Origin of the sequence: Actinophytocola gossypii (assembly GCF_025165815.1) — a bacterium.
Classification (GTDB): domain Bacteria; phylum Actinomycetota; class Actinomycetes; order Mycobacteriales; family Pseudonocardiaceae; genus Actinophytocola; species Actinophytocola gossypii.
The window spans coordinates 310197-336004 of the sequence record NZ_JAFFZE010000006.1 but is presented as its reverse complement, the minus strand read 5'-3'; the positions used below and the strand labels follow the sequence as shown (position 1 = coordinate 336004).

The window sequence follows — 25808 nt, the reverse complement described above, 5'->3', positions numbered from 1 at the left end:
AAACGCTAACCTGTCGGGGTGACCACCGCTCCAGCCGACGCTACGGTGCGTGTGCGCTACTTCGCCGGAGCACGCGCCGCGGCGGGCATCCCCGAGGAAACCATCCGGCTCGCCGCCGGTGCCACCGTGCGCGACCTCGTCGCCGAACTCGGCTCGCGGCACGGTGACGGACTCACCCGCGTGCTCACCGCGTGCAGCTTTCTGCTCGACGGGATCAGTGTCCGCGATCACGGCATCACTCTTGTCGACGGATCGGGCGTCGACGTCCTTCCGCCGTTCGCCGGGGGCTGAAAGCAAAGATCGACTTCGATCGGCATACCCCGATCGAATAGAGGCGGGTTCGCGGCGGGTAGCCACTCGTTTTCACACTGCAGCCCCGGCCGTTTTGCAGTAGCCGATATCCGGCTCTTTAGACGTGACACAGGACTCAGTTTGCGTGAACTATCTCGGTACGTTAACGCGCCTATAACGACTTCGTTCATGGGCTCGACCTGCGGAAACAGTCCAATCGTTTGAGCTTCTGACTCGTTACTGTGACCCACGCCACGTGGCGCTCAATTACCGATCTCGCTTTCGGTTACGTACCGTCGCTTCAGGTTGGCCCCGACCAACCAGGCAAGACCCGAGTGCCCGAAACGCCAAACCCGTCCGGCGGGCACTCGGGAGATATCCCCCGACTGAAAGAGAACCTCCGGACGGGATGGGGACAAACCAGCAGGCGTTGAGGGAGAGATTGAAATGGCTTACCACGGCAAGCACCGCAAGCAGTCCGCCGCCATGCGTAACATCGCCCGCGTCGTCGTCGCAGGCGCCGCCGCAGGTGTTCCGCTGGCGTTTGCCACCGCCCCCGCCCAGGCCGACTCGTCGGTGAACTGGGACGCCATCGCCGAGTGTGAGAGCGGCGGCGACTGGGGCATCAACACCGGCAACGGGTACTACGGCGGCCTGCAGTTCTCCCAGAGCACCTGGGAGGCCAACGGCGGGTCCGGCAACCCGGCCAACGCCTCCAAGGCCGAGCAGATCCGGGTCGCGGAGAACACCCTCGACTCGCAGGGCATCGGCGCGTGGCCGGTGTGCGGCTCCCGCGGCTACTCCGGCGCCAGCGCGCCGAGCAACGAGTACGAGGGCCGCTCGGAGGAGTCGTCGTCCTCCTACCAGGAGGCGCCGGCCGAACCGCAGCCGGAGCCGCAGCAGGAGACCTACGCCCCGGCCGAGCCGATCCTGGCGAAGTCGAACCCCAATGGCGACTACACGGTCAAGGCCGGCGACACGCTGTCCAAGATCGCGAAGGAGCACAAGGTCAAGGGCGGCTGGCAGGCGCTGTTCGACAAGAACAAGCAGTTCATCGGCGACCCCGACCTGATCCTCGTGGGTCAGAAGATCGCCACCAAGTGAGCTGACCGCGCTCACGAGAAGGGCTCCACCGCGATCCCCCGGCGGTGGAGCCCTTCTCCGTGGTTCAGCGCGATGAAGGGGTCAGGGGCAGTTGACCCACTCGTCGGTCCCGTCGGTGAAGGTCTGGTGCTTCCAGATCGGCAGGCGGCGCTTCACCTCGTCGACGAGTTCCGCGCAGGCCGCGAACGCCTCCGCCCGGTGCTCCGCCGACACGGCGCACGCCAGGGCCACGTCCCCGATCGCCAGCGATCCGATCCGGTGGCTGACCGCCAGCGCCCGCACCCCCGCGTGCCGGGCCGCCACCGCCGTCGCCACCTCCCCGATGACCGCCTCCGCGCTCGGGTGACCCTCGTAGTCCAGGTCCCGCACCCCTCGGCCGCCGTCGTGGTCGCGGACCACGCCGGCGAACGTCACCACTGCGCCCGCCGCGGCCTCGCCGACCAGCGTCGCGTGCTCGTCGACCGACAGGTCCGCGTCGACGACGGCCGCGCGCAACACCCTGGCCGGCACGATCTCCGCCCGCGGGTGGTCGCCGCCGTGCAGTTGCTCCACCGCGTGGTCCAGGACGCCGTCGAGCACGCCGAGCCCGTCGCGCACCCCGCCGGTCGAGCCGGGCAGGTTCACCACCAGCGTCCGGCCAGCCACCCCGGCCCGGCCCCTGGACAGCACGGCCGTCGGCACCGCCGGCAGGCCCGCCGCGCGGATCGCGTCGGCCAGGCCGGGGACCTCGTGGTCCAGCACCTGGGCGGTCACCTCCGGGGTGCGGTCGGTCGGGCTGATCCCGGTGCCCCCGGTGGTGATCACGACGTCCACGCCGTCCGCGACCGCCGCCCGCAGCGCGGCCAGCACCGGCTCACCGTCCGGCACCACGACCGGCGCCGGCACCTCGTAGCCGCGGCCGAGCAGCCAGTCGACGATCAGCGGCCCGGTCCGGTCCGCGTAGACCCCGGCGGCCGCGCGGTTGGACGCGGTCACGACACGCGCGGTGCGGGTCATCTGCCCTCCGGTCGGGTCCAGGTGCCGGTCTTGCCGCCGTCCTTGCGCTCCAGCCGCACGGCGTCCAGCACCGCGGCCGGGTCGACGGCCTTGATCATGTCGTGCAGGGTGAGCCCGGCGACCGCGACCGCGGTCAGCGCCTCCATCTCGACGCCGGTGCGGTCGGTGGTCTTCGTGGTCGCGGTGATGTCGACCCGGTCATCGCCGAGCGCGAACTCCACGGTGACGCCGGAGATGGCGATCGGGTGGCACAGCGGCACCAGGTCCGGGGTGCGCTTGGCGCCCATGATCCCGGCGATCCGCGCGGTGGCGAGCGCGTCGCCCTTCTTCAGCCCGTTCGACCGCAGCAGCGACACGACCTCGGCGGTGGTCCGCACCGTCCCGGTGGCCACCGCGACCCGCGCGGACGCCTCCTTGCCGGAGACGTCCACCATCCGCGCCGCCCCAGACTCGTTCACATGAGTCAGCTCACCCATGGCCCGAGCCTAGGCCGGTCGGCCCCCGGTCGGGGCGGCCGCCTTCGCCACGGCCTCGGCGACGGCCGGGGACACGGCGTTGTCGAACACGCTCGGCACGATGAACGACGCGTTCAGCCGGTCGCCGTCCACCACGTCGGCGATGGCGTCGGCGGCGGCCAGCAGCATCTCGTCGGTGATGCGGTGGGCCTGCGCGTCGAGCAGGCCGCGGAACACGCCGGGGAACGCCAGCACGTTGTTGATCTGGTTCGGGTAGTCGCTGCGCCCGGTCGCCACCACCGCCGCGTGCCGCTGGGCCTCCAGCGGGTCGATCTCCGGGTCCGGGTTGGCCAGGGCGAACACCACCGCGTCGTCGGCCATCGTGGCGACCGCGTCGGCACCGAACAGGTTGGGCGCGGACACGCCGATGAACACGTCCGCGCCGACCAGGGCGTCGGTCAGCGAGCCGGTGACCCGGTCGCTGTTGGTGTGCTCGGCGATCCAGGCCAGGTTCGGGTCCATGCCCTCCCGGTCCGGGTGCACGATGCCCTCGACGTCCACGGCCAGCACGTCGCCCGGCTTCTTGCGCAGCAGCAGCCGGATGATCGCCGACCCCGCCGCGCCGGCGCCGCAGACCACGACCTTGCAGTCGCTCAGCTGCTTGCCGACCACCCGCAGGGCGTTGCGCAGCGCGCCGACCACCACGATCGCGGTGCCGTGCTGGTCGTCGTGGAACACCGGGATGTCGAGCTTGTCGCGCAGCCGCGCCTCGATCTCGAAGCAGCGCGGCGCGGCGATGTCCTCCAGGTTGATGCCGCCGTAGACCGGGGCGATCAGCTCCACCGCGCGGATGATCTCGTCGGTGTCCTGGGTGTCCAGGCACACCGGCCACGCGTCGACGCCGGCGAACTTCTTGAACAGCGCGGCCTTGCCCTCCATCACCGGCAGCGCGGCGGCCGGGCCGAGGTTGCCCAGGCCGAGCACGGCCGAGCCGTCGGTGACCACGGCGACGGTGTTGCGCTTGATGGTCAGCCGGCGCGCGTCGTAGGGGTTGTCGGCGATCGCCTGGCAGATCCGGGCGACGCCGGGCGTGTAGGCGCGGGACAGGTCGTCGCGGTTGCGGAGCTGGACCTTGGGGCTGATGCCGATCTTGCCGCCGAGGTGGATCAGGAACGTCCGGTCGGACACCTTGCGCACCGCGACGCCGGGCAGGTCCTCGAGCGCGGCGGTGATGTCGCGGGCGTGCGCGTCGGAGTAGGTGTTGGCGGTGAGGTCGACGACGATGCGGTCGGCGTGCGACTCGACGACGTCGAACGCCGTGATCACCCCGCCGGCGTGGCCGACCGCGGCGGCCAGGTCGCCGGCGGCGCTGGCCGACGGCGGCGCCTCGACACGGACGGTGATGGAGTAACCGGGACCGGGGACGGGCATGGCTACTTGTTGATCTCGGTCTCGGGGTGGACGTAGCCCACCTCGTCGGCCGGGAGCGGGAAGGTGACGTCACCGTAGGGCGACAGCGCGCCCTGTCGGTCCGCGGCGATCTCGGTCACCGGGTGCTCGACGTCCGGCCACGTCGGGTCGATGCGGTGCGAGCGCTGGCCCTTGCGGCGATCGGCGGCCACGGATGCCCTCCCTGTCCTTCGGTGTCGGGGCCTTGAGGCTACCGGAAGGGTGTCACGCGTATACCGTGGTCGGGTGCCCGCCGCTCCGCTCACCGAATGGCTGCGCGGTCAGGACGACCGGCAGCTGGCCGACCTGCTGCGCGCGCGACCCGACCTGGCCGCGCCGCCGCCGGCCGACGTCGCGGTGCTGGCCGCGCGGGCCGGCAGCCGGGCCTCGGTGACCAGGGCCGCGGAGGGCCTCGACACCTTCACCCTCGCCGTGCTGGACGCGCTGGTGGTCGCCGACGCCGACCGGGCGCCGGTGCCGCTCGACGAGGTCGCCGCGCTGGTCGGACCCGAGGTGCCCGCGAGCCGGGTGCGAGCCGCGGTCGACCGGCTGGTCGGGCTCGCCCTGGCCTGGGGCGAGCCGGAGTCGCTGTCGGTGGCGCCCGCCGCGCGCGAGGCCGGTGGCCTGTACCCGGCGGGGCTGGGGCAGCCCTCCCCCGCGCTGGACGGGGTGGACATCGCCGCGGTGCTGGCCGAGCTGCCGGACGCGGACCGCAGGCTGCTGGGCACGCTCGCGCACGGCTCCCCGGTCGGCCGCACCAGGGACGCCGCCGTGGTGGTGCCGCTGGAGCGGGCGGAGACGCCGGTGCAGCGGCTGCTCGCCCGGGGCCTGTTGCTGCGCCGGGACGCCGAGACGGTGGAGCTGCCGCGTCAGGTCGGGCTGGTGCTGCGCGGGGAGAGTCCACTGGGGACGGTTCGGCTGGATGAGCCGCCGATGCAGCTGCGTCAACACTCCACTGTGGACGCGACCGGTGCCGGTGAGGCGCTGGAGTTGTTGCGGCGCGCGGAGAAGCTCGTGGAGCTGTGGTCGGTCGAACCGGCCGCGGTGCTCAAGGCGGGCGGGCTCGGCGTGCGGGACGTGCGGCGGCTCGCCCGTGAGCTGGACACCGACGACCGGGGCGCGGCGCTGCTCGCCGAGCTGCTGTTCGGTGCCGGCCTGGTCGCCGACAGCGCCACCGCCACCAGCCCGGAGTGGATGCCGACCTCGGCCGTCGACCCGTGGTTGGTGGCCACCCCGCAGCACCAGTGGGCGACGCTCGCCGCCGCCTGGCTCGACCTGCCCCGCCTGCCCGGCCTCGCCGGCATGCGGGACGCCAAGGACAAGGTGCTCGCCCCGCTGTCCGACGACCTGCGCCGTCCGCCCGCCCCGGCCGAGCGCCGCCGGGTGCTCGGCGCGCTGGCCGACCTGCCGTCCGGCACCGGGGTGGCGTCGCCGGACGAGTTGGCCGACGTGCTGGCCTGGCGCGCACCCCGCCGCGGCGGGCGGCTGCGGGACGAGATCGTCCGCTGGACGCTCGCCGAGGCCACCGCGCTCGGCCTGGTCGCACTCGGCGCGATCACCGCCGCCGGCCGGGCGCTGCTCGCCGACGGCCCGGCGCAGGCGGCCAAGGCGATGGCCGAGTCGATGCCGGAGCCGATCGACCACGTGCTGGTGCAGGCCGACCTGACCGTCGTCGCGCCCGGCCCGCTGGAACCGACGCTGGCCGTGGACGTCGGGCTGGTCGCGGACGTCGAGTCGGCCGGCAGCGCGACCGTGTACCGGGTGACCGAGGCGTCGGTGCGGCGCGCGCTGGACGCCGGCCGCACCGCCGAGGACCTGCACGAACTGTTCCGCACCCGCTCGCGTACGCCGGTCCCGCAGGGGCTGAGCTACCTGATCGACGACGTCGCCCGCCGGCACGGCAGGCTCCGTGGCGGGGTGGCGGCGTCGTTCCTGCGCTGCGACGACCCGGTGCTGCTGGCCGAGGTCGCCGCGCACCCGACGGCGGCGTCCCTGGAACTGCGCCGGATCGCGCCGACGGTCCTGGTCAGCCCGCTGCCGCTGGCCGACGTGCTGGAGGACCTGCGCAAGGCCGGGTTCGCCCCGGCCGCCGAGGGCGCCGACGGTCAGGTCGTCGACCTGCGGCCGAAGGGCCACCGGCTGCCCGCGACCGCCCGCACCCGGCGGGTGGGCACCCCGAACCCGCCGAGCGACGAGCGGCTGCGCGACATCGTCGCCCAGCTGCGTGCCGGCGACACGGCCGCCGCGACCCGCCGGGGCCGCACGGTGTCGCTGGCCGCGGGCGGCGGCGCGGCCGACACGGCCGCGACCCTGGCCCTGCTCCGCGAGGCGATCGAGCAGCAGGGCCACGTACTGATCGACTTCGTGGACTCCCGCGGCGTGGCGACCCAGCGCGTGGTCACCCCGTTCCGCGTCGGCGGCGGCGTCCTCGAGGGCCGCGACGACACCAACGACACCGTCCGCCAGTACCCCCTGCACCGGATCACCTCGGCGTCGCTGATCTCCCGGAGCTAGAGCGCCGCGTCGAGGACGGCGGGGCGGGTCCGCAGGACGGTCACCAGCTCGTGGTGGAAGCGGGAGAGGGCGTCGGTCATGTGGCGGCGGGCGGCTTCGGGGTCGGGGGCGGTGAGGGCGGCCAGCAGTTCGGCGTGTTCGTGGTGGACGCGGAGGCCGCGTTCGCCCGCGCCGGCGGCCAGGGCCAGGTGGATCGCGCGTTCGGCCTCGTCCAGCAGGCCGGTGATCGTCCTGGCCAGGCGGGTGTTGCCGCTGGCCTCGGCGACCCGGACGTGCACCCGCCGGTTCGCGGCGACGAAGGCGGCGAACGAGTCCGGAACCGACCGCCTGGCCTGGTCCAGGTCGTGGGACAGGTCGGCCACCTCGGCCGGGTCGACGTTGCCGGCGGCCAGTGCGGCGGCCTCGGGCTCCAGCAGCAGCCGCAGCCGGAACACCTCGTCGACGTCGCGCAGGGTGAGTACCGAGACCACGTGCCCGCGCCTGGGTACCGAGGTCACCAGGCCTTCGGCGCGCAGCCGGACCAGGGCGGCGCGGACCGGGGCCTTCGACAGCCCGTACGCCGAGGTCAGGCCCTGCTCGGACACCGAAGTCCCGGGCGGCAGCCGCAGGCTCACGATCAGGCCGCGCAGCGTCCGGTAGGCGTGCTCGCCGAGTGGCAGGTCGGCCACGGCTACCGTCCGGTGCACTCGGTCAGGGCGCGGTCCAGGATCTCCAGACCGGTGTCCAGCTCGGCGGTGGTGGCGGTCATCGGGGGCGCCATGCGGAGGACGCTGCCGAGGCCCGGGAACTTCACGATGTTGACGTTCAGCCCCAGTTCCAGGCAGCGGGTGGTGACCGCGACGCCGAGCTTGTCGGCGGGCTCGCGGGTGTCCCGGTCGGCCACCAGCTCGACGCCGATCATCAGGCCCTCGCCGCGTACGTCGCCGATGGCCTCGTGCCGGTCGGCCAGTTCCAGCAGGCCCGCGCGCAGGTGCTCGCCGAGGGCGGCGCTGCGTTCCAGCAGGCCGTCGGCGACGATCGTGGCCAGTACGGCGCGGCCGACCGCCGCCGGCAGCGGGTCGGACACGTGCGAGGTGAAGTACAGGTAGCCCTTCTCGTAGGCGTCCTGTTCCAGTTCCTCGGTGGTGACGGTCGCGGCGAGCGGGAGACCGCCGCCGAGGGTCTTGGAGACGGTCAGCACGTCGGGCACCACGCCGTGCCGCTCGAAGGCGAACATCGCGCCGGTGCGCCCGAACGCGGTCTGCGCCTCGTCGATCACCAGCAGCATGCCGCGCTCGCCGGCCAGTTGGCGCAGGCGGGCGAGGTAGCCGTCGGGCAGCGGCACGATGCCGCCGCTGGACAGGATCGGCTCGACGATCACCGCGGCCTGGGCGCCCACGGACTGGCTGTCCACCAGGGACATGCCGACGTCCAGGCACGTCAGGTCGCAGCGGTCGCGGCAGTGCTGGATCGGGCAGCGGTAGCAGTTCGGCGTGGGCAGCGCGGCGGTCCCCGGCATCGCAGGGCCGTAGTTCTTCCGGCCCGCGCTGTAGGTGCTCGACGACGCGCCAGCGGTCATGCCGTGCCAGGAGCCGGTGAACGCCACCACCTCGAACCCGCCGGTGGTGAGCTTCGCCAGTCGCAGCGCCGCCTCGTTGGACTCGCCGCCGGTGCTGACGAACATGGCCCGCCGCAACGGTTCCGGCAGCAGGGCCACCAGCTCGTCGGCCAGCTCCAGCACGTCCGGGCTGACCATGCCGCTGTGCAGGTGCAGTACCCGCCGGCAGGCCTCGTCGATGGCCCGCACGATCGCCGGGTGGTTGTGCCCGAGGGTCGCGCACATCTGACCCGAGGTGAAGTCGAGGATCCGGCGGCCGTCGACGGTGGTCAGCCACGCCCCGTCGGCCCGCTCGATCACCGCGTCGAGGAAGTCTCCGCCGTAGCGGATCAACGTGTGGAAGCTCACGCTGACATGTTCATTGATCCGTCGTGACATGTCAATGGGTTCGACGCACGCGCGACCGGTTCTCGAGGGAGCGGGGGCATCGTTTCGCCATGAGCAGTGACGAGCACGCCACCCCCGAGCGGCTTCGGCTCATGCGGGCGGACTTCCTCGACCGCGCCGACGTCATCGACGGGGGCGTGCGGAAACTGCTCGCGCGGCTCGACCTGCGTACGAAACCGGACGAACGGCCTGGCGACAACGAGCGGGTGCTCGACGCGCTGATGGGCGTGTGCCGGGCCGCGGACGCGCTGCGCGCGCTCGCCGCGGACGACGTGGCCGCGGCCGACGAGGCGACCTCGTCGATGGCCTACTACGCGCGACGCGCCCTCGGCTGAACCGCCGAGGGCGCGTCGTGCGAAGCGTGCTCAGCCCGCGCGGGCCGACATCCGCTGGTGCATCGCGTGCTCGACCAGCGTGATCAGCGTCTCCTTGGTCGACTCGCGGTCGCGCGCGTCGCAGGTGACGATCGGGACCGACTGGTCGACGGTGAGCGCGTCCCGCACGTCGTCGATGCGGTGGTGCAGCACCCGGTCGAAGCAGTTGACCGCCACCACGTAGGGCAGCTGCCGGTCCTCGAAGAAGTCGATCGACGCGAACGCGTCCGCCAACCGGCGGGTGTCGACCAGCACGACGGCACCGATGGCGCCGTACACGAGGTCGTCCCACATGAACCAGAACCGGTGCTGACCCGGCGTACCGAACAGGTACAGGATCAGGTCGCTGTCCAGCGACACGCGCCCGAAGTCCATCGCCACCGTCGTGGTGACCTTGTTCGGGGTGTTCGTCAGATCGTCGACGTCGACGCTCGCCTCGGTCATCACCGCTTCCGTGGTGAGCGGGACGATTTCCGACACCGAGCCGACGAGGGTCGTCTTGCCGACCCCGAACCCGCCGGCGACAACGATCTTTGCCGAGGTCGTCGGCTGCGGTGCCGCGCCACGCGGGCTGAGGGGACTAGAGCCTGCGGAGACCACTGAGCACCCTTTCCATGAATTCGATCGACGGCCGGTCGCCAACGACCATGCCGCTCTGGTGGATCAGGACCAGCCCCATACCTGCCATGTCTCCGATCAGCACCTTGGCCACGCCGAGGGGGAGCCGCAGGTGTGCGGCCACCTCCGCGACCGACCTGGTGTCGAGACACAGGCCACAGATCGACCTGTGTTCCGGTAACACGGCCGCGTCCGGGGCCTTCCCCCGCTCGCTGGTCGACACCAGCGCCTCGATGGCAAGATCATAGTTGGACCGCGTCCGGCCCCCCGTCTTGGTGTACGGCCGGACCAACGAGCCGGAGTCGCGCCCCGAGTCGCCGAGCAGGTCCGCGCCGCTGTTGAACACCCCGCTGTGGAACCCGCTCTGCGGACCGGTGTGGTAACCACTCTGGTAGCCGCTGTCCTCGTTGGGGCCGACGGTGGGGATCTCCTTGCTGTCCCACGCGGACTGCGCCGGAATCCCCGAGTCACCGTACAGCGTGGCCCCGGGCCCCCCGAAGAGCCTGGCCCGGAAGCCGTCGACGTCGAACCTGTTCGGCGCGTCGCCGACGTCATGCTCGGGGAGGTCCTCCCAACCTTTCTCCGGCATCTCTACCTGCCTCCGCTCTGACTCTCCGGCGCGCGGTAATCGACGCTGCAGGTGTCCCCGAGTCGGTCGCATGGGGCCCAGCCTCCGCTGTCAGTCCGCGCCATCGCGGTGAGCACGATTACCTTCGCTGTGCGCCCTGTAGCTGCGCACGCAGTTCCGGAGTCATCTGCTGGCCGACCCGCTCGACCAGCAACGTCATCTCGTAGGCGACGAGCCCGATGTCGCAGTTCGGCGCGGCGAGCACGGCGAGGCACGAGCCGTCCGAGATCGACATGAGGAACAGGTACCCGCGGTCCATCTCGACCACGGTCTGGTTCACCCCACCCGCCTCGAAGCACCTCGCGGCGCCCTGGGTCAGGCTGACCAGGCCGGAGGACACCGCCGAGAGTTGCTCGGCGCGGTCGCGGGGCAGGCCCTGGGAGCCGGCGAGCAGCAGCCCGTCAGCCGACACCACGACGGCGTGCGCCACCCCGGGCACTTGACGGACGAAATCTGTGATGAGCCACCCGAAGCTACCGGGCTGGTTTGTTGACGCGGTCGTCACTCCTGCTCCTCGTCTTGACGGCTGACCTCGGGACCGGACTGGTCACCAGCGTATGCCTCGATGAGTGCGTGCCGCCCACGCCGCACACCCTGCTGGAAGCTTGACATTCGACCACGGACGGCGTCGGCCGTGCGCGGCGGCAGCGGCGGGGCCGACTGCTCCTCGGTGGGCTGTGCCGTCTGGCGCGGCTGGGCCGAGCCGGGCACCAGGTGCGCCTTGGGCACCCGTTTGGGCAGACCAGCCGTGGTCTTCGTTTCCTCCGCCGGCTTGTCGAGCAGCGCCTGGGCGGCCTGCCAGCCCTCGTCACCGGGCGAGGTCCAGGCCGTGGTCTCCGCCTCGGCCTGCGGCTGGGGCGCCGGCTGGGCGGCGTGCTGCGGCTCGGCGGGCGGCGTCGAACCGTGGGTGCCGTTCGCCCCGGTGCCGTTCGCGGCGTGGGTGGCGTGCGTGCCGTTGGTGCCGTTGCCGTTGGCCGCCCCGTTCGTGGCCGCGTGCCCGGCCTGCTCCCCCTCGGCCGGCTGCCGCTGGTGCGAGCCGGTGTCCGCCGCCTCGAACCACTGGGACAGCACGGCCTCGTAGATCGGCAGGCGCTCGGTCGGCGCGTCCACGTTGTGGTCGACCTCATCGGCGGCGCGGCCGGCCCCGAGTGGCGGGTAGTCGGCCTCGTCCTGCCGAGGTGGGCCGGGGTCGGGCATCGGGTTGCCGAACAGGGTCGTGGTCTGCTCGTCGGCGTCACCCCGGTCGTCACCCTGGTCGGCCTGGTGACCGTGCGGGTCGGTACCGTTGGCCGGCACGGACCCGTTCTGGTCGGCGCCGTAGCCGGGCGAGTAGGCGGGGTAGCCCGCGACCTGCTCCGGCGTGCGGTCCTGGCTGGTCTCGGCGCCCAACGAGCTCGCCGGGTCGCCGGTGCTGCCGTCCGGCCGCAGCCTCGGCATGCCGCCGGTGAACGCGCCGGCGATGCCGCTGTTGCGGACCGGGGCCGGCGTGTTCGGCACGTTGGGCATGCTCGCCCCGAGGCCGTTCGCCGAGTCCATGGCCGCGGCCTGCAGCGAGGACGTCGTCGAGGTGGCCGACATCGACCTCGGTGCCGCGCCGACCGGCTGCACCAGGTCGGCCGGGACGTTGATCCGGGCGATCAGGCCGCCCTCGATGTCCTCGTTGTCCCGCAGCCGCACCACGATGTTGTGCCGCTTGGCCAGCCGGGCGACCACGTACAGACCCATTCGCCTGGTCACCGCGACGTCCAGGTCCGGCGGGTCGGCGAGGCGCGCGTTGGCCGCCGCGATCTCGTCCTCGGACATGCCGACGCCCTGGTCGGTGATCTGGACGGCGAGCTCCCGCTTGCGGGTCATGGCCATCCGGACGATGACCTTCTTCTCCGGCTCGGAGAAGAAGGTCGCGTTGTCCAGCAGCTCGGCGATGACGTGCACGAGGTCGGAGACCGCACGGCCCTGGACCGCGACGTCGGGCGCCGAGGCCACCTCGACCCGGGCGTAGTGCTCGACCTCGGACACCGCGGCGCCGACGACCTCGGACGCCGGGACCGGCCGGTTGAGCTGGCGGGACAGGCCGGTGCCGGAGAGCACCAGCAGGCTTTCCGAGTTCCGCCGCATCCGGGTGGCGAGGTGGTCGAGCTCGAACAGGCTGGCCAGCTGGTCCGGGTCCTGCTCGTCCTGCTCCAGCCGGTCGATCAGGGACAGCTGGCGTTCGACCAGCGCCTGGGACCGGCGGGACAGGTTGACGAAGATCGAGTTGATGTTGTCGCGCAGGAGGGCCTGTTCGGTCGCCATCAGGACCGCCTGCTCCTGGACCGCGTCGAACGAGCGGGCCAGCTGGCCGGTCTCCTCCTTGGTGAACACCGGCACCGGCTCGACCGCGTGCTTGGCGGCCTCGGCGGGGTCCGGGTCGGCCAGGATTCGCTGCACCGAGGCGGGCAGCCTACGGTTGGCGACCTCGAGCGCCTCGCGGCGCAGCACCCGCAGCGGGTTCAGCAGCGACCGGGTGACGATCGCCATCAGGCCGATCGCGAGCAGCAGGGCGACCAGCACGATCGCCGCCTCCTGCCACGCCGAGGTGGTGGCCGCGTCGGCCAGCACGGTGGCGTCCGAGCGCAGCTGGTCGAGCAGCTCGGTCTCGACCGTGCGCATCCGCTCGATGGTGGCGTTGCCGTTGTTGGTCAGGTCCGGGCCGTCGATGTTCAGCGGAGGCGGGTTCTCCCGACCGGTCCCCTCCTCGGCGGCGGTGATGGCCACGGCCTTGATCCGCTCGCGGAGGTCGACCTCCGCGCCGCTGACCGTGTCGTTGTACAGCTGCAGCTGGTCGAGCGAGGCGTTGGCGCGGAAGTCGGCGAGCGAGCCGATGTAGGAGGCCTGCGCGTCCCGCAGGCGCTGCAGCATGTCGCCGGTGAACCGGTTGTCCGCGGCCGCGATCTGCAGGATCGCGTTCTCCTGGGAGATGCTCTCCTTGGCCTCGGAGACCGCCTGGACGACCGTGCCGTCGCGCAGCAGGTCCCGGTCGGTGACCGCGCTGTTGATCTCCCGGCCGAGGCGGACGACCGCGTCGAGCACCTGGGTGTAGGTGACGAACGCGGCGGCGGCCGGGTAGTTGCTCTCCTCGACGGTGGTGCGGATGGCCGGGAGCGCGGACAGCCGCTGCAGACCGATGTTGTACCGGTTCTTCGCGGTCTCGTCGTCGATGTCCAGGTCGCTCGCCGTCTGCTGCGACGCGGCGACCGCCCCGTTCACCAGGTCGATCTGCGTGTCGAGCTCGGTGCGCGGGCCGCCCTCCTCGCCGGCCACCCAGGCGACCATGAGGGTGCGCTCCTTCTGGAGCTCGTGCACGACCTTGGTCACGTTCCTGGCGAGGTCGACCTGGCTGACCGTCTGCTGGAACTCGCCGGCACGACTCAGGTCGTCGGCGGCGCGCAGGCCGCCGAGCGCGAGCGCGGTCAGGGTCGGCACCACGATGACGGCGATGACCTTGGTGCGCAGGCGCCAGTTCCGCATGCGGAAGCGGGAGCCGCCCTTCATCGCCTTGGGACCGGCCGGTGGACGACCGGCACCCGGTTTCCGGTCTGGGTTCTGCTCGGGCACGGCGGCACCATAGACGGTCGCGTTGCCTGAGCGGGGTGGGACGTCAGAAGTGTGGTCGGGCACTCCCAGCACTCTCCCTGGTTGTCAAGCCGGTAGCCCGCCAGCTCGAACGGACAAGTACCCCAGTGCGACAGACCCCGACCCATCGCGCGCCCCCAGCGGTGGCGCACCCCTGCTGCTCTACTCCCCGGCTCCCACCACCGGGAAGCACGCGCACGTACATCTGGGCGCGCTCCTTCACCGCTTCGACGGACTTCTACCTCACTGTTGGCCACAGAAGGTAGCGGAGTCTACCTCTCGATGTAAGCCCTCCGGACGGATGGTCACACATCAGGGTCTGAAAAGTCACACCCAGGCAACGATTTTTCTTCATCGGTTTAGCTCTTCAGAGATCACGATCGGGTGACGAAGGTCTCCCCGTGCGTCATCGCCCCATCCCCAGGTCGGCACGTGGTGGGCAAGTAACCGGCACGCCGCGCAGCGGGAACAAGGGCGTCACCACGCGTTTCGCCGATGGTCATCACCTGGACGGGAGAACCCGGGCACTGATTGTGACCCGAGGACAGAGGTCTCTAGAGTGGCGACCTGGTGTACGGGGCACCACCACAATCAGCTTTCACCACCTCACCCACAGAGGAGAGGCTCCAAATGCCCAATGTCAGTCCCGGGCGCGGCCTGCGCTCCCGGCTTCCCTTGGTCGCAACGGCGTTGACGCTGGTCACGACGCTGTCCAGCTGCGGTCTGCTCGGCGGTTCGGACGATGAGTCCGAGACACCCTCGGGTGGTAACGGCAACCTGGAGACGACCGACCTCACGATCTCGATCATGAAGCCGACCGACCTCGCGCCGTTCCACCTGGCGATGCAGGAGGGCTTCTTCGAGGACGAGGGGCTCAACGTCACGCCCGTCGACGCGCCGAGCGGCCAGGACTCGCTGAACATGCTCATGGGCGGCGACGTCGACATCGCCTACTCCAGCTACACCCCGTTCTTCCTCATGGAAGCCCAGAAGTTGGCGCAGGACAAGGGCGGCATCAAGCTGGTCGCGGACGCCTCCTCCGCCGGACCGAACAGCTGCGTGGTCGTGGCGACATCCAACTCGAAGGTCAAGCGCATCGAGGACATGGAGGGGGCCAAGGTCGCGGTCACCGCCGAGAACACCATCTCCGACCTGCTCGTCAAGTCCGCGCTGAAGTCCAACGGCTTCAACGAGGAGCAGATCAAGAGCATCCAGTGGATCGAGACGCCGTTCCCGCAGACGGCCGAGGTCCTCTCGTCGGGCGCCGTGGACGCGGCGTTCGCCACCGAGCCGTTCATCCAGGACACCGAGAAGCGCGCCGGCGCCGCGCCGATCTTCGACACCGCGGTCGGCCCGACCGCGGACATGCCGACCGCGGGCTACGGCTCGACCGGCCAGTTCGTCGAGGAGAACCCGAACACCATCGACGCCTTCCAGCGCGCGATGCAGCGGGCCACCGACCTGGCGCTGAGCGACCGCGGCCTGGTCGAGCCGCTGCTGGTGGAGTTCGCCGGCGTGGACGAGGAGACCGCCAAGATGGCGACGCTGCTGACCTTCCAGTCGAAGCTGGACGAGTCGCGGCTGCAGCGGGTGCCGGACCTGATGTTGGAGTTCGGCGTCATCAACGAGAAGTTGGACGTGTCCACGATGATCGTGCCGACGGCACCGCTCGAGTCGGAGTCCTGACCTCTTGCGCCCTGTCTACCGCAACCTGATCGGCCTGGCCGGCTTCTTCCTGATCTGGGAGGGAGTCGGTCGGGTCGGCCTGGTCGACCCGACCTCTCTGCCACCGCCGTCCGAGGTGGCCGGGACGCTGGTCGGGCTGCTCGGCCAGGAGTCCTTCATCCGCGACGTGATCGCGACCATGCTGGCCTGGCTCATCGCGCTGGGCATCTCGATCGCGGTCGCCGTGCCCGCCGGTCTGCTGCTCGGCAGCCTGCCCTGGCTGCGCTCGTCGACCCGGGTACTGATCGAGTTCCTCCGGCCGATCCCGCCGGTGGCGCTGATCCCCCTGATCATCCTCACCATCGGATCGGGGCCCGACGCCAAGATCACGCTGGCGTTCTACGCGTCGGTGTGGCCGATCCTGTTCAACATCATCTACGCGCTCGACGACATCGACCCGCTGCTGCTGGACACCGCGCGGTCGTTCGGCAACAGCCGGGCCAGGGTGCTCGCCACCGTGGCGCTGCCGCACGTGGCACCGTTCGCCTACACCGGCCTGCGGCTGTCCGCGGCGATCGCGCTGATCGTCACGGTCTCCACCGAGTACCTGGCCGGCAGCCAGATCGGCGTCGGCGCGTTCATCATCGACGAGTACATCGCCATCGGCGGAATGGACGAGGTGCTCGCCGGCACCGTCGTCATCGGCTTCGTCGGCTACCTGGTCAACGAGGGCCTCGAACGGGCCGGCAACCGGATGTTCCGCTGGAGCGACACCACCCGGGCGGAGGCACTGACATGAGCCGCGTCGCCGGATTCGCGCAGCGCTGGGCGGTGTTCGTCGTCGTCGTGATCGCCTGGCAGCTGATCACCTCGGCCGCCCAGGACGTCTACTTCCCGACGCCGTGGCAGATCGTGCAGCAGGGCTGGACGCTGTGGTTCACCGACGGCGACGGCAACGTCGCCATCGCCGAGAGCGTCACCGAGGACATCCTGCCCAGCCTGGGACGGGTCGTCGGCGGCTGGTTGCTGTCGGTCGTGCTCGGCGTCGCGCTCGGCACCGCGCTCGGCCGTTCGCGCACCGCGATGGACTACGTGGGGCCGCTGTTCGCGTTCTTCCGGGCGCTGCCCTCCCCCGCGCTGCTGCCGGTGTTCATCGTGCTGTTCGGCATCGAGACCGGGATGAAGCTCGCACTCATCGTGTTCGCGTGCATCTGGCCGGTACTGATGAACACCGTCGACGGCGTACGCTCGGTGGACGCGGTGAAGACCGACACGGCGCGCTCGTTCCGCATCCCCCGCACCCAGTGGGTGACGATGGTGGTGCTGCCGGCCGCGCTGCCGAAGATCTTCGCCGGCCTTCGACTGAGCCTGGCGATCGCGGTGATCCTCATGGTCGTGTCCGAGATGGTGGGTACCACCTCCGGCATCGGCCACGCACTGCGCAGTGCCCAACGCCAGTTCGACCTGACCAGCATGTGGGCGTGGATCGTCCTGCTGGGCATCATCGGGTACGTCTTCAACCTCGCGCTGCTCGCCGTCGAGCGGCGGGCACTGCGCTGGCAGCCGACCCGTTCCGGCGCGGCGAACTCCAAGCAGACCGCGAAAGCAGGAGGATGATCGATGTCGACCATGTTGGAGGTCCGTGGCCTCGCGCACCGCTACGGTGCGGGCCCGGACGCCCACGTGGCGGTGGAGGACCTGGCGTTCACCGTCGCCAAGGACGAGCTGGCCTGCATCGTCGGCCCGTCCGGCTGTGGCAAGTCGACGCTGCTGCGCTGCATCGCCGGCCTGATCAAGCCGAGCGCGGGTGAGGTGTCCCTGCACGGCGACCGCGTGGTCGGCGTGCCGGACGACCTGGCGGTGGTGTTCCAGGACTACAGCCGGTCGCTGTTCCCGTGGCTGTCGGTGCGCGGCAACGTCGAGTTCCCGCTGCGCACCCGGGTCGGGAGCCGGGCGGAGCGGCGCGCCAGGGCGCAGGAGGCACTGGGCTGGGTCGGGCTGTCCGACGCGGCGAACAAGTACCCGTGGCAGCTGTCCGGCGGCATGCAGCAGCGGGTGTCGATCGCCCGCGCGCTGGCCACCCGGCCCGCGCTGCTGCTGATGGACGAGCCGTTCGCGTCGGTGGACGCGCAGACCAGGGCCGACCTGGAGGACCTGCTGCTGCGGGTGCGCCGCGACCACGGCAGCACGGTGCTGCTGGTCACCCACGACATCGACGAGAGCGTGTACCTGGGCGACCGGGTGCTGGTGCTGTCGAAGTCGCCGGCGTCGATCGTGGCGGACCTGAAGGTCGACCTGCCGGCCGACCGCGACCAGATCTCCACCCGGGGCTCGTCGACCTTCGTCGAGCTGCGCACCGAGATCGCGCGGCTGCTGCACGACCGGCAGCCCGCCCCGGCCGAGCCCGCCCCGGCTGCCGCGTCCGCCTCGTCGAGCGACGAGCTGGCCGCGGAGCGCTTCCTGGCCGCCGAGCGCGAGGAGGCGCACCAGAAGACGGCGACCTGACCTGGGCTTTCACTCCTTCGAGTGGCGTCGGGCGCCGGGCGGTTTCCCGGTCGGAGGGGCGGGGCACCACCCCGCTCATCCGAACCGACACGGGAGGAGACGGCCGTGAACATGTTCGACAAGACCAAGGAGCAGGCCGAGCAGGTCGCCGACGAGGCCAAGCAGCGGATGGGCCAGCGGCGCGACGAGCAGGGCGACCAGCAGGGCGACGAGGGCAACCAGAGCGGCGACCTGCGGGACCGGGCGACCGACATGGCGCAGGAGGCCAAGGACCGCTTCCAGCAGCGTTGAGTGCTCACGAAGGCTCCCTTCACCACGGTGGAGGGAGCCTTCGTGCTTTCAGACCGGGAGTACGAAGCCCTCGACCCAGCCGGGGTCGTCGCTGTCCCCGCAGACGGGGCAGGGTTGTTCGACCATGCCGCCGGGCGCTCGCTCGGCCCAGACCGTCCCGTTGCCGGGGAGGATCATCGGGCGGATGGATCCGGAGTCGTCACGGAACTGGGTCATCTGCCGGCACCCGTGGCACACGGTCCGGATCGGTTGGCTCATCGGGTTCTCAGTATAGGACCGTCGGGTTCGGGTCGACGGTGACGTGCACCAGGGTGGGGCGGTCGTCGGCCAGCGCGGCGGTGAGGGCCGGCTTCAGCTCCTCCGGGCAGGTGACCCGGTGCGTCCGCAGCCCCATGCCCCCGGCCACCGCGACGAAGTCGATGCCGCCGAGCTCGACGCCGGGCATCTTGGCGTTCTCCGGGCCGGCCAGGATGTCCACGGCCGCGTACAGCCCGTTGTCCAGCACCACGAACGTCACCGGGAGCTGCTCGCGCGCCGCGGTCCACAGGCCCTGGATCGAGTACATGCTCGACCCGTCGCCGAGCACCGCGACGACCTTGCGGTCCGGCGCCCCGATCGCGGCGCCGACGGCGGCCGGCAGCCCGTAGCCGAGCGCGCCCCCGCCGGTGCTGAGCAGGCCGGCGCGCCGGGCCCGCACCGGCAGGTACTCCCGGCGCACCAGCAGGTGGCTGGGGATCTCCTCGACCAGCAGGGTGTCCTCGGCGAGCTCGTCGGCCAGCATCGAGAACACCCACTCGACCCGTGGCGGCGTGGTCTCCGGCGGCCGGGGCCTGCGGACGCGGCCGGCCGGGGTCTCGCGCGCCGGCTCGGAGGTCGCGGCGGTGACCGCGCGGATCGCGGCCCGCACCCCGGACCGGACGGCGGTGCCCTCGCGGGCCCGCGCCAGCACCTGCTCGTCATCGCTGACCAGGTACAACGGCGGCAGCGGCAGGTCGGTGTGGCCGCGGAAGACGTGGAACAGGAACGCCGGCGCGCCGAGCACCACGACCAGGTCGTGCGCGCGCAGCGTCTCGGCGGTGCCGCGCTCCTCCGGCGGCAGGAACCCGGCGAACAGCGGGTGGTCCTCCGGGAAGGAGCTGCGCCAGTTCATCGGGCTCGCCCAGACCGCGGCCCTGGTCCGCTCGGCGAGGGCGACCAGGTCGTCGATCGCGCCCTCGGCGTCCACGCCCGGCCCGGCGACCAGCGCGGGTGCCGAGGCCGCGTCGAGCGCGGCGACCAGACCGGCGAGCGCGTCCGGATCGGGCCCGAAGCCGGGGATCGCCGGGCGCTCGGGCAGCGGGTCGCACGGCGCGTCCCAGTCGTCGGCCGGGACGGAGACGAACACCGGCCCGTACGGCGGCTGGGTGGCGACCCGGTGCGCGTGCGCGATGGCGGCCGGCACGTCCTGCGGGCGCGCCGGTTCGACGGCCCACTTCACGTAGGGGCGGGGGAAGGTGGTGGCGTCGGTGGCGCCGAGGAACGGCTCGCTCGGCATCAGCGAGCGGACCTGCTGGCCGGCGAGCACGATCATCGGCGTGTTGTTGCGGTACGCGGTGAACACGTGCCCGAGCCCGTGCCCGACGCCGCCCGCCGAGTGCAGGTTGACCAGCACGGCGCGGCCGGCGGCGTGCGCGTACCCGTCGGCCATCGCGACCGCGACCGACTCCTGCAGGCCGAGCACGTACCGGAAGTCGTTCGGGAAGTCGGTCAGGAACCCGATCTCGGTGGTGCCGGGGTTGCCGAAGATCGTGGTCAGCCCAAGCGACCGCAGCAGATCCCTGGTGACGTCACGAACGGTGTCGAACGGTTCGCTTCGCTCAGTCGCTGACACGCCGTCTTCCCTCCTCACGTGCTCGTCGCTCTCGCGCACGGTGCTCATGCTTTCGCCCTCGAGTCGTGGCCGGTTTCGTCGAAGTCGATGACCGGGGCGGTGCGCACCCCGAGCGCGCTCGCGCCGATGATCTTGCGGGCGGCCGGGTTGCTCATCGGCATGAAGGTGCCCGCCTGGGCGTCGCGCCACATGCGTTCGAACGGGAGCGCGCGGGCGTAGCTGGCGCCGCCAAGCACGTCGACCAGCCTGCGCAGCACGAGCGGCGCGTTGTTGCTGGCCACGTACTTCACCAGCGCGCAGCGGGCGATGCCCTCCTGCACGCCGAGGTCGAACAGCCGCCGCGACGACACCTCGGCCGCGTGCCGCTGGTAGAGCGCCCGGCACGTCTCCACCAGGATCTCGCACTCGCCGACGGTGTCCTGCACCAGCGGGTCCTCGCCCTTGCCCCGGCCGGTGAGCTGGCGGGTGGTCCAGTCGAGCGCGCCGGCCGCGATCCCCGTGTAGACGGCGGCGAACGCGCCCATCGCCCACGACCAGACGGTCTCCAGCACCCGCGCGTCCAGGTGCCCGACCGGCAGCGAGTGCACCACGTCCTCGTCGGCGACGAACACGTCCGCGTACTCCACGTCGTCACTCCGCGTGCCGCGCATGCCCATGGTGTCCCACGTCCGGTGAATGGTGACCCCGGGCGCGTCCAGCGCGATCCGGCACAGCAGCACGCGCGGGCCGCCCTCGGCGTCCTCCCAGCGCGCGCTGGTCGAGCAGTGCGTGGCGACCGACGAGTTGGTGGCGTAGGCCTTGCGGCCGGTGAGCCGGAAGCCGCCGTCGACCTTGACCGCGGTGGTGCGCGCGTCGGTGAGGTCGTTGCGCATGCCGGGCTCGCTGGTGATGGACGCCCAGACCAGCTTGTCCTCGCCCGCCTGGCGCAGCAGGTCGGCCAGGCGGGGGTTCCTCGTGTGCCGCCAGACGCTCGCCCACTGGCCGAGCGGCGAGACGTGGATGGCGTAGGCGAGCGCGGTCGCGCCGTCGCCCATGGCGAGCCGGTCGAGCACCGGGAGCAGCTCGTCCAGCGACGCGCCCTGGCCGCCGAGTTCGGTGGGCACGGTCAGCCGGAGGAAGCCGGCGGCGCGCAGGTCGTCGTAGTTCTCCACCGGGAACGTGTTGTCCCGGTCGTGCCCGGCGGCCCGCTCGGCGAAGGAGTCGGCGAGTCGTCCGGCGAGGTCGACGAGCTCCTGCTGACGCGGGGTGAGGCAGCGGATCACTCGGTCAAGCTACCTCACCCCAGACCGGTGATCGTCAGGTCGTTGCGTCCGGCGGCACCCGGCAGATGGTGGTCGGCGGCTCCGGGTAGACCAGTGCGTTGTCGGCGGCGTCGCCGCACTCCTCTGGGGCCTCTTTGCCCTCGACGACCTTCGACACCTTGAAGGTGACGTCCGGCGCGGAGCAGTCGACCTTCTCGTAGGTGTTCTCGGCGAGCTTGACGCAGTCGCCGGTCCTGGCGTTGAGCGACAGGCAGAGCAGCAGCTCGTTGCGGCCGGACTCGGTGTAGGCCAGGTAGGAGGGGCTGGGGCACTGCGCGCCGTCGTCCTCCTGGGTGACGGCGACCTTGTAGAGCGCGTCCGGGCTGGCGCAGTCCACGGTCTCGATGTCGGCGTCGGCCACGTCGTTGATCTTGATGCAGTCGCCGACCTCGGCCGAGGACGGGGACGAGCCCTGCAGCCACAGCGCGACGCCGACGACGACGAGGAGAACCACGACGAGCGAGACGACCTTGATGAGCTTGCTCTTGTTGTCGGCCCGGCGTTGGTCGCCGTCGTCGTGGGGGTGGTCGTAGGGGTTGTCGTAGTCGTCCGGGTCGCGGCCGGGTTCGGGGTGGAGGTCGACGGGCTCGGCGAAGGAGGTCGCCTGGTGTGCCCGGGAGGGCGGTGGGGGCGGCGGGGTGCCGTAGCCGCGGCGGTCGGGTGGTGGGGTGCCGTAGGGGTGGCCGCCGGGCGGGGTCGGGGGCGGCGGACCTTGCGGCGGTCGACCCCCGGGCGGCGGGCTCTGGGGTGGCCGGCCCTGCGGCGGCTGCCCCTGCGGTGGTCGACCCTGGGGCGGTCGGCCCTGCGGCGGCTGCCCCTGCGGCGGTCGCGCCTGAGGCGGTCGGCCCTGTGGTGGCTGGCCCTGCGGCGGTCGGCCTGGTGGTGGCGGGCCTTGGGGCGGTCGGCCCTGCGGTGGCGGGTAGCCGCCCGGGCCGGGACGGGCGGGGCCGTCGGGGCGGTGGCCGGGAGGTGGGCCGTAGGGGTGACCGGGCGGCGGGCCGTGCGGACGTTGGCCCCCCGGTGGGCGGTACGGGCCGGGTGGCGGCTGGTTGGGCGTGTTCATGTGCACCTCGCGTCGACAACGGCCGGACGTATGGTGGTGGTTGCTGCCCGCGGAGGCAGGGTGTGCCGCCCGGCAATCTAGCGTGAGAGGAAAGGCAGACGTGACCGACGGCCCGTTGATCGTGCAGTCCGACAAGACGCTGCTGCTCGAGGTCGACCACCCCAGCGCGGACGACGCCCGGATGGCCGTGGCGCCGTTCGCCGAGCTCGAGCGCGCGCCGGAACACGTGCACACCTACCGGGTCACGCCGCTGGCGCTGTGGAACGCACGCGCCGCCGGGCACGACGCCGAGCAGGTGGTGGACGCCCTCACCCGGTTCTCCCGCTATCCGGTGCCGCAGCCGCTGCTGATCGACATCGTGGACACCATGGGCCGGTTCGGCCGGCTGCAGCTGCAGAACCACCCCGCGCACGGCCTGACCATGTCCACCATCGACCGTGCCGTGCTGGAGGAGGTGCTCCGGCACAAGAAGATCGCCCCGATGCTGGGCGAACGGATCGACGACGACACGGTGATCGTGCACCCCAGTGAGCGCGGCCGCCTCAAGCAGCTGCTCCTCAAGGTGGGCTGGCCGGCGGAGGACCTGGCCGGCTACGTCGACGGCGAGCACCACCCGATCACCCTGCACGAGGACGGCTGGGCACTGCGCGACTACCAGCGGCAGGCCGCCGACACGTTCTGGGCCGGCGGATCCGGCGTGGTCGTACTCCCCTGCGGCGCCGGCAAGACCCTGGTAGGCGCCGCCGCGATGGCGAAGGCCGAGGCCACCACCCTGATCCTGGTGACCAACACGGTCGCCGGCCGCCAGTGGAAGCGCGAGCTGGTCGCCAGGACGTCGCTGACCGAGGACGAGATCGGCGAGTACTCCGGCGAGCGCAAGGAGATCCGCCCGGTCACGATCGCGACGTACCAGGTGATGACCAGGCGCTCGAAGGGCGAGTACAAGCACCTGGACCTGTTCGACTCCCGCGACTGGGGTCTGGTCGTCTACGACGAGGTGCACCTGCTGCCCGCGCCGGTGTTCCGGATGACCGCCGACCTCCAGTCCCGCAGGCGCCTGGGCCTGACCGCGACCCTGGTCCGCGAGGACGGCCGCGAGGGCGACGTGTTCTCCCTGATCGGCCCGAAGCGGTACGACGTGCCGTGGCGGGACATCGAGGCGCAGGGCTGGATCGCACCCGCGGAGTGCGTCGAGGTCCGCGTGACCATGACCGACAGCGAGCGCCTGACGTACGCGACGGCCGAGCCGGAAGAGCGGTACCGCCTGTGCTCGACGGCGGAGACGAAGCTGCCGGTGGTGCGGAGCATCCTGGCCAAGCACCCCGACGAGCCGACCCTGGTGATCGGCGCGTACCTGGACCAGCTGGAGGAACTGGGCGAGGCCCTGGACGCCCCGGTGATCCAGGGCTCGACCCGCAACGCCGAGCGCGAGCGCCTGTTCGAGGAGTTCCGGCGCGGGAACCTGCGGGTGCTCGTGGTGTCGAAGGTGGCGAACTTCTCGATCGACCTGCCGGAGGCGACGGTGGCCGTGCAGGTGTCCGGCACGTTCGGGTCACGGCAGGAGGAGGCCCAGCGCCTGGGCAGGCTGTTGCGCCCCAAGGAGGACGGCCGCCAGGCGCACTTCTACTCGGTCGTGTCCCGCGACACCCTGGACTCCGACTACGCCGCCCACCGCCAACGCTTCCTGGCCGAACAGGGCTACGCCTACACCATCCGCGACGCCGACGACTTCCTCGGCCCCGCCCTCCCGGAGATCACCGGCTAGCCACCGAGCGCCCACACATCCCGCGCGCTCGCACGGGACGCCCTCCGGTGGTCAGCCGGCGAGGGCGGCCTGGGCTACGACCTTGGTGATGCGGGCGCGGACGAGGAGTTCGCCGGGGACGGCGTTGCGGCGGCCGTACTCCTCGGCCCGGTCGTGGCCCATGTAGCGGGCGCCAAGGCGGGTGGCCCACACCAGCATCTCGGCCAGGTCCTCGGACAGGCGGGCCTCCGCGTGCACGACGAGGAACGAGTACGGCGGCTCCTCGTGGTCCACGCACAGCGCGAACCTCGGGTCCCGGCGCAGCGCCCTGCCCTTGACCGTCTCCGCGTGCGTGGTGAAGACGACCTCGTCACCGTCGTCCGCTTCGTCGATCAGGAACCACACCGGGGCCACGTGCGGGGACCCGTCGGGACGGACCGTGGCCAGTTTGCCGGTCCTGGTGCCTTCGTTCGCGAACGCCAGCCACTCGGCGCGGTCCATCACATGCATACGCCCATCGTGCCCGGTCAGAGTTCGGACAGCACCTCGTCGGTGAAACCGGGCCAGGTGTCGATGGCCCACTGGCCGAAGGGGCGATCGGTGAGGACCACGCACGCGGCGCGGGCCTCGGGGTCGACCCACAGGAACGTGCCGGACTGGCCGAAGTGGCCGAACGTCCTCGGCGAGCTGTGCTTTCCGGTCCAGTGTGGACTCTTGTGGTCACGCAGCTCGAAGCCCAGGCCCCAGTCGTTCTCCTTCTGGAAGCCGTAGCCGGGCAGCACGCCGGACAGGCCGGGGAACGCCACGGCGGTGGCCTCGGCCATGGTTTGCTCGGACACCAGGGTCGGGGCCTGCAACTCGGCGGCGAAGCGGGCCAGGTCCTCGCAGGTGGACACGGCACCGGCGCCGGCCGTACCGGCGAGGCGGGACGACGTCATGCCCAGCGGCTCCAGGACGGCCTCGGTGAGGTACTCGGCGAACGGGATGCCGGACGCCTCGTGCACCGTGTCGGCCAGCACCTCGAAGCCGGAGTTCGAGTACATCCGCCTGGTCCCCGGCTCGGCCATCACCTTGTGCTCGTCGAACGCCAGGCCCGACGTGTGGGCGATCAGGTGCCGCACCGTCGATCCGCTCGGGCCGGCCGGCTGGTCCCACTCGACGGCACCCTCCTCGACCGCGATCAGGGTCGCGTACGCGGTCAACGGCTTGGTCACCGACGCCAGCTTGAACTCCCGCGCCATCGGCCCGTGCGCGGCCAGCACCGAGCCGTCCACGCCGACCACCGCCGCGGCCACGTTCTCCACCGGCCAGTCGGCCACCGCGCGCACACTTCGCATACCACTG

26 protein-coding genes are annotated in these 25808 nt (G+C 71.7%); 10 read left to right on the top strand and 16 right to left on the bottom strand.

The window, feature by feature from the left end:
* The first annotated feature begins 18 nt into the window (after positions 1–18).
* The gene (locus JT362_RS06210; RefSeq protein ID WP_260190047.1) at positions 19–291 is read left to right on the top strand and encodes a MoaD/ThiS family protein; all 273 of its coding nucleotides are present in this window, start codon (positions 19–21) and stop codon (positions 289–291) included.
* Between the two features lie 447 nt (positions 292–738).
* Positions 739–1395: a transglycosylase family protein gene (locus JT362_RS06205; protein ID WP_260190046.1), complete on the top strand. Its 657-nt coding sequence runs from the start codon at positions 739–741 to the stop codon at positions 1393–1395.
* An 81-nt stretch (positions 1396–1476) separates the two neighbouring features.
* Here the strand turns inward: JT362_RS06205 and JT362_RS06200 are convergent, their stop codons facing one another.
* Genes JT362_RS06200 through JT362_RS06185 form a run of 4 tightly spaced genes read right to left on the bottom strand, consistent with a single transcriptional unit; the run spans position 1477 to position 4468 of the window.
* A complete protein-coding gene (locus JT362_RS06200; protein ID WP_260190045.1) occupies positions 1477–2391 on the bottom strand; it encodes a molybdenum cofactor biosynthesis protein MoaE in 915 nt (304 codons plus the stop codon).
* On the bottom strand, positions 2388–2867 hold the full coding sequence (gene moaC, locus JT362_RS06195) for a cyclic pyranopterin monophosphate synthase MoaC (RefSeq protein ID WP_260190044.1): 480 nt from the start codon (positions 2865–2867) through the stop codon (positions 2388–2390). The genes JT362_RS06200 and moaC overlap by 4 nt, the downstream gene beginning before the upstream one ends.
* A gap of 9 nt (positions 2868–2876) precedes the next feature.
* Positions 2877–4277 (bottom strand): NAD-dependent malic enzyme, encoded by a 1401-nt coding sequence (locus JT362_RS06190; protein ID WP_260190043.1) that lies wholly within the window; start codon positions 4275–4277, stop codon positions 2877–2879.
* Between the two features lie 2 nt (positions 4278–4279).
* Positions 4280–4468 (bottom strand): hypothetical protein, encoded by a 189-nt coding sequence (locus tag JT362_RS06185; protein WP_260190042.1) that lies wholly within the window; start codon positions 4466–4468, stop codon positions 4280–4282.
* Positions 4469–4541: 73 nt separating this feature from the next.
* Here JT362_RS06185 and JT362_RS06180 point away from each other — a divergent pair, with 73 nt between their 5' ends.
* On the top strand, positions 4542–6809 hold the full coding sequence (locus tag JT362_RS06180; RefSeq protein ID WP_260190041.1) for a helicase-associated domain-containing protein: 2268 nt from the start codon (positions 4542–4544) through the stop codon (positions 6807–6809).
* Here the strand turns inward: JT362_RS06180 and JT362_RS06175 are convergent.
* Positions 6806–7477 (bottom strand): GntR family transcriptional regulator, encoded by a 672-nt coding sequence (locus JT362_RS06175; protein WP_260190040.1) that lies wholly within the window; start codon positions 7475–7477, stop codon positions 6806–6808. The two genes, JT362_RS06180 and JT362_RS06175, sit on opposite strands and share 4 nt — an antisense overlap.
* Before the next feature lie 2 nt (positions 7478–7479).
* Complete coding sequence (locus JT362_RS06170; RefSeq protein ID WP_260190039.1) at positions 7480–8754, bottom strand: aspartate aminotransferase family protein; 1275 nt, start codon at positions 8752–8754, stop codon at positions 7480–7482.
* Between the two features lie 89 nt (positions 8755–8843).
* Between JT362_RS06170 and JT362_RS06165 the strand changes: the two genes are divergently transcribed.
* On the top strand, positions 8844–9128 hold the full coding sequence (locus JT362_RS06165) for a hypothetical protein (protein WP_260190038.1): 285 nt from the start codon (positions 8844–8846) through the stop codon (positions 9126–9128).
* Between the two features lie 30 nt (positions 9129–9158).
* Here the strand turns inward: JT362_RS06165 and JT362_RS06160 are convergent, their stop codons facing one another.
* The 4 genes from JT362_RS06160 to JT362_RS06145 all read right to left on the bottom strand — a co-directional run bounded on the left by JT362_RS06160 (position 9159) and on the right by JT362_RS06145 (position 14007).
* Positions 9159–9767, bottom strand: coding sequence for a GTP-binding protein (locus tag JT362_RS06160; protein WP_260190037.1), 609 nt, complete (start codon positions 9765–9767; stop codon positions 9159–9161).
* Complete coding sequence (locus JT362_RS06155) at positions 9748–10374, bottom strand: DUF742 domain-containing protein (RefSeq protein ID WP_260190036.1); 627 nt, start codon at positions 10372–10374, stop codon at positions 9748–9750. Before JT362_RS06155 ends, JT362_RS06160 begins: the two co-directional genes overlap by 20 nt.
* A 118-nt stretch (positions 10375–10492) precedes the next feature.
* Positions 10493–10918, bottom strand: a complete 426-nt coding sequence (locus JT362_RS06150) for a roadblock/LC7 domain-containing protein (protein WP_260190035.1) — start codon at positions 10916–10918, stop codon at positions 10493–10495.
* Complete coding sequence (locus JT362_RS06145; RefSeq protein WP_260190034.1) at positions 10915–14007, bottom strand: sensor histidine kinase; 3093 nt, start codon at positions 14005–14007, stop codon at positions 10915–10917. Before JT362_RS06145 ends, JT362_RS06150 begins: the two co-directional genes overlap by 4 nt.
* 648 nt (positions 14008–14655) lie before the next feature.
* On the opposite strand from JT362_RS06145, the gene JT362_RS06140 reads away from it, so the two are divergent.
* The 5 genes from JT362_RS06140 (at position 14656) to JT362_RS06120 (ending at position 18486) form a co-directional block, all read left to right on the top strand.
* Positions 14656–15711, top strand: a complete 1056-nt coding sequence (locus JT362_RS06140; protein ID WP_260190033.1) for an ABC transporter substrate-binding protein — start codon at positions 14656–14658, stop codon at positions 15709–15711.
* A gap of 4 nt (positions 15712–15715) precedes the next feature.
* Positions 15716–16489 carry an ABC transporter permease gene (locus JT362_RS06135; RefSeq protein ID WP_260190032.1) on the top strand — a complete coding sequence of 258 codons (774 nt, stop codon included), beginning with the start codon at positions 15716–15718 and terminating at the stop codon, positions 16487–16489.
* Positions 16486–17307 (top strand): ABC transporter permease, encoded by an 822-nt coding sequence (locus JT362_RS06130; RefSeq protein ID WP_260190031.1) that lies wholly within the window; start codon positions 16486–16488, stop codon positions 17305–17307. The genes JT362_RS06135 and JT362_RS06130 overlap by 4 nt, the downstream gene beginning before the upstream one ends.
* 3 nt (positions 17308–17310) lie before the next feature.
* Positions 17311–18195, top strand: a complete 885-nt coding sequence (locus tag JT362_RS06125) for an ABC transporter ATP-binding protein (protein WP_260190030.1) — start codon at positions 17311–17313, stop codon at positions 18193–18195.
* A gap of 105 nt (positions 18196–18300) precedes the next feature.
* On the top strand, positions 18301–18486 hold the full coding sequence (locus JT362_RS06120; RefSeq protein ID WP_260190029.1) for a hypothetical protein: 186 nt from the start codon (positions 18301–18303) through the stop codon (positions 18484–18486).
* Positions 18487–18534: 48 nt separating this feature from the next.
* On the opposite strand, the gene JT362_RS06115 is transcribed toward JT362_RS06120, so the two are convergent.
* Genes JT362_RS06115 through JT362_RS06100 form a run of 4 tightly spaced genes read right to left on the bottom strand, consistent with a single transcriptional unit; the run spans position 18535 to position 22720 of the window.
* A complete protein-coding gene (locus JT362_RS06115; RefSeq protein ID WP_260190028.1) occupies positions 18535–18702 on the bottom strand; it encodes a hypothetical protein in 168 nt (55 codons plus the stop codon).
* A gap of 49 nt (positions 18703–18751) precedes the next feature.
* Entirely contained in the window at positions 18752–20356 is a 1605-nt protein-coding gene (mdlC, locus tag JT362_RS06110) for a benzoylformate decarboxylase (RefSeq protein ID WP_260190027.1), read from the bottom strand.
* A 44-nt stretch (positions 20357–20400) separates the two neighbouring features.
* A complete protein-coding gene (locus tag JT362_RS06105) occupies positions 20401–21618 on the bottom strand; it encodes an acyl-CoA dehydrogenase family protein (protein WP_260190026.1) in 1218 nt (405 codons plus the stop codon).
* Positions 21619–21652: 34 nt separating this feature from the next.
* Positions 21653–22720 (bottom strand): LppU/SCO3897 family protein, encoded by a 1068-nt coding sequence (locus JT362_RS06100; RefSeq protein ID WP_260190025.1) that lies wholly within the window; start codon positions 22718–22720, stop codon positions 21653–21655.
* Between the two features lie 100 nt (positions 22721–22820).
* Between JT362_RS06100 and JT362_RS06095 the strand changes: the two genes are divergently transcribed.
* Positions 22821–24485 carry a DNA repair helicase XPB gene (locus JT362_RS06095; protein WP_260190024.1) on the top strand — a complete coding sequence of 555 codons (1665 nt, stop codon included), beginning with the start codon at positions 22821–22823 and terminating at the stop codon, positions 24483–24485.
* A gap of 51 nt (positions 24486–24536) precedes the next feature.
* Here JT362_RS06095 and JT362_RS06090 read toward each other — a convergent pair whose 3' ends face one another.
* Positions 24537–24974, bottom strand: coding sequence for a PPOX class F420-dependent oxidoreductase (locus tag JT362_RS06090; RefSeq protein ID WP_260190023.1), 438 nt, complete (start codon positions 24972–24974; stop codon positions 24537–24539).
* Between the two features lie 17 nt (positions 24975–24991).
* A complete protein-coding gene (locus JT362_RS06085; RefSeq protein ID WP_260190022.1) occupies positions 24992–25801 on the bottom strand; it encodes a serine hydrolase domain-containing protein in 810 nt (269 codons plus the stop codon).
* Positions 25802–25808: the final 7 nt, after the last annotated feature.